We start from the raw sequence: 2,748 nt of genomic DNA, 5'->3' as shown, positions 1-2,748 counted from the left end.
CCTTGAATATTATATCAACTTACTTCGGGTGAAGCATAAGTATTTATTTTATCAGGTGGGGCAGGATACATGTTATACATTAATAAATCTCTTGAATTCATTACTTTTTTATTAAATTCACCCTTAATAATTGGTCGCCCAATTACTGGCATATCAAATAAAATAGGATTACCATAAAATTTAACTGCCATTGCTCTAACGCCTGGGTCTTTTAATAAAATCTCATCTAATTCAACAATTCCTTTATTTAATTTTTCATCATAAGTTATTTTAGGAAAACAATAACCCTCACCTGGGGCACTTGTTTGTATAAATTGTCGTACTGATAAACCACTATGACTAATTTTGTCATTAATACTTGAAAAAGTAATTTCTTGTCATAAAAAACTACCATCATAAGGTGAATAATAATTAATAACATTTGAGGGATATAATCATTGTCTATCTTGGGGTGCAGAATTAATATCACCACCACCAATATTTAAACCACGATCACTAAATACAGTATAAAAATTATAATAATCATTAATATTTAATTTCTCAGCATCTTCATCTAAAATTAATAAAGTATATTGTCGTTCTGTTGATTGTTGAGTAAATACTTGTTCAAATTTTGCTTCACCAAATTGAATTGAACTTCTATCATCAATCATATAAGCATCTCAATATTTACCAACTTTAACTTCTTTTGTATAAAAGTTATCTGCTTTATTATCATTATTCATAAAATAACTTAATTTATATTGCTTTAAGTATTCTAACATTTTATTAATATCATAAATATTTTCACCATCAATTAATTTTCAATAATTATTTTCATTTTCATCTTTTAATTTTATTGCAAAAGGTTTTTCATTATTTGCTCATATCGTTGAATTAATAGGTTGATTTTTAAAATCATCAATAGTTAAGATATTAATTTCTTCACCTTTATATTTTTGAACTATTTTTAAACTGCCTTGTCATTGAGCAATAGTACTTTCCATATTATCAAATATGCGGGTATAACTACCATAATCACTAGGTTTAGCATTATTAGGTTTTCAACCTGTTTCAGTATCAGGAATATATGAACTATAAACATTAAAAGGAAATACCATTCAATGTCGATTATTTCGGATGTCTTCTCTTATATCCATTAAAGTATCGTGGGCTTGTGCTCTTAAGTCATTCATAGCACCTGGGCTAATTCTACTCATTTATTAATCCTCCTTTATTTCTGTTCTACCTTGGATAGCATTTTGATTATTACCAGTTTCATCATATTCTAGTAATTTATTATTATGTTCAATTTCTTTGGTTTGTATTTTATCTCAGTATTTTTCAATTTTTTCAAAATATTTTGTTGCTTCTAATTCATCAATATTATCATATTCAGTAATTGCTCGTATTGGTTCCATTGTTCTATTTTCTAATCTAGCAGTAATTAATTCATTTTGTCGCATTTGATCAACTAAACTAGCACTAACAAAATCAAAACCATAAGGTCGTTCACCAACACCATTTCATAAACCATAATATTTTAAAACTGTATCAAACATTTTAGTATAATATTGCTTACGATATGCTTGTAAATATGCTTGTTTTTCTAAATCTTTTGTTTTTTTTATTAATGATTGTGTTTTATTTTCTTCACTATCTGAGGCATCACCAAAAGGACTAGAAAAATTACATGCTATATATACTTGCTCAATAATTGATTTTTGGTCTTCGGTATATGTTTCTAAAATTGGTGTCCCTTGTACTACTTGTAAAGATTGTGATAATTGTCCATCTACGGCTGATTGACCTGATTGAATAAAAATATCATCAAATATATCTTGTAATACTTTTTTATTGCCTGTATTATAAGCAGTCATTAAATCATCATCTAATTGACCATATCAATGAGTTCTATTTGCTCATCGTTCTTTTGATTTAATATTAAAACTATCTTCTAAATCAAATTGTAATTTATAACAATTTGCCATTGTAGGTCATGGATTTAATGTAGTTGATGTAGATAAAAATAATGGATTAGGTTCATTTATCATTTCTCAAAAAGGTACAACACCTAATTTGTTTTTAAATTCTTGTACTAAAATAGGTTTAACATCATCTTTAATTTGTGTTTTACTTTGCCCAACAACTACTTCATTATTTTTAGGTCAACCTTTAATAACTATTTTATGTTTGGTACAAATTAAATTTAAAATAAAACCACTATCTGATTGATGATAATTTAATCAAATATCAGCACCTTGTTCAATTTCATTTATTTTACTTACTCTTGAAGTAAAGTTAAATGGATTAATTCATAAATCAATATTACCATCTGATGTTTCTAATAAACCAAAAATAGTTTTACCCATTAAACTTGCTGTTAATTCATTTTTGTCTAATTTTTCTTTTATTTTATAAGTTTCATATCATCAATTTAATTTTTCTAAAATGTCTTTACGATGAGATTTAAATAAAATATCTTTACCATTTACTAATCGCATTTGATGTCGAGCAATAATATTTGCTAAATTAATTGTTCAATCATAATTATAATATTTTAAAACACTATTAATATCATTTAAGTTTGGTAAAGATGGATATGTATTATTATTCATTGTTATTTTGCTCCTTTAATTTTAAAATAAGTGCATAATTAATTATATTTACAGTTAATAAACTAGGTTCATTTGATAAAACTTTTACACATACTTTAACTTTTTGATATTTTTTAATATACTCGTTATATAAATTTAATTTACATATTGC

Annotated in this window: 2 protein-coding genes; both read right to left on the bottom strand. The window is 25.2% G+C overall.

From position 1 onward, the window contains the following. Positions 1-1,199 (bottom strand): hypothetical protein (locus C6B38_RS01930; protein ID WP_146693259.1); only part of this gene is annotated, 1,199 nt, incomplete at its 3' end. Between the two features lie 3 nt (positions 1,200-1,202). Next, positions 1,203-2,597, bottom strand: a complete 1,395-nt coding sequence (locus tag C6B38_RS01925) for a hypothetical protein (RefSeq protein ID WP_105298442.1) — start codon at positions 2,595-2,597, stop codon at positions 1,203-1,205. Positions 2,598-2,748: the final 151 nt, after the last annotated feature.

Origin of the sequence: Spiroplasma sp. ChiS, from assembly GCF_002968355.1 — a bacterium.
Taxonomy (GTDB): Bacteria; Bacillota_I; Bacilli_A; order Mycoplasmatales; family Mycoplasmataceae; genus Spiroplasma; species Spiroplasma citri.
Note: the sequence above shows the minus strand (reverse complement) of the source record. Positions and strands in the feature narration are given on the sequence as shown.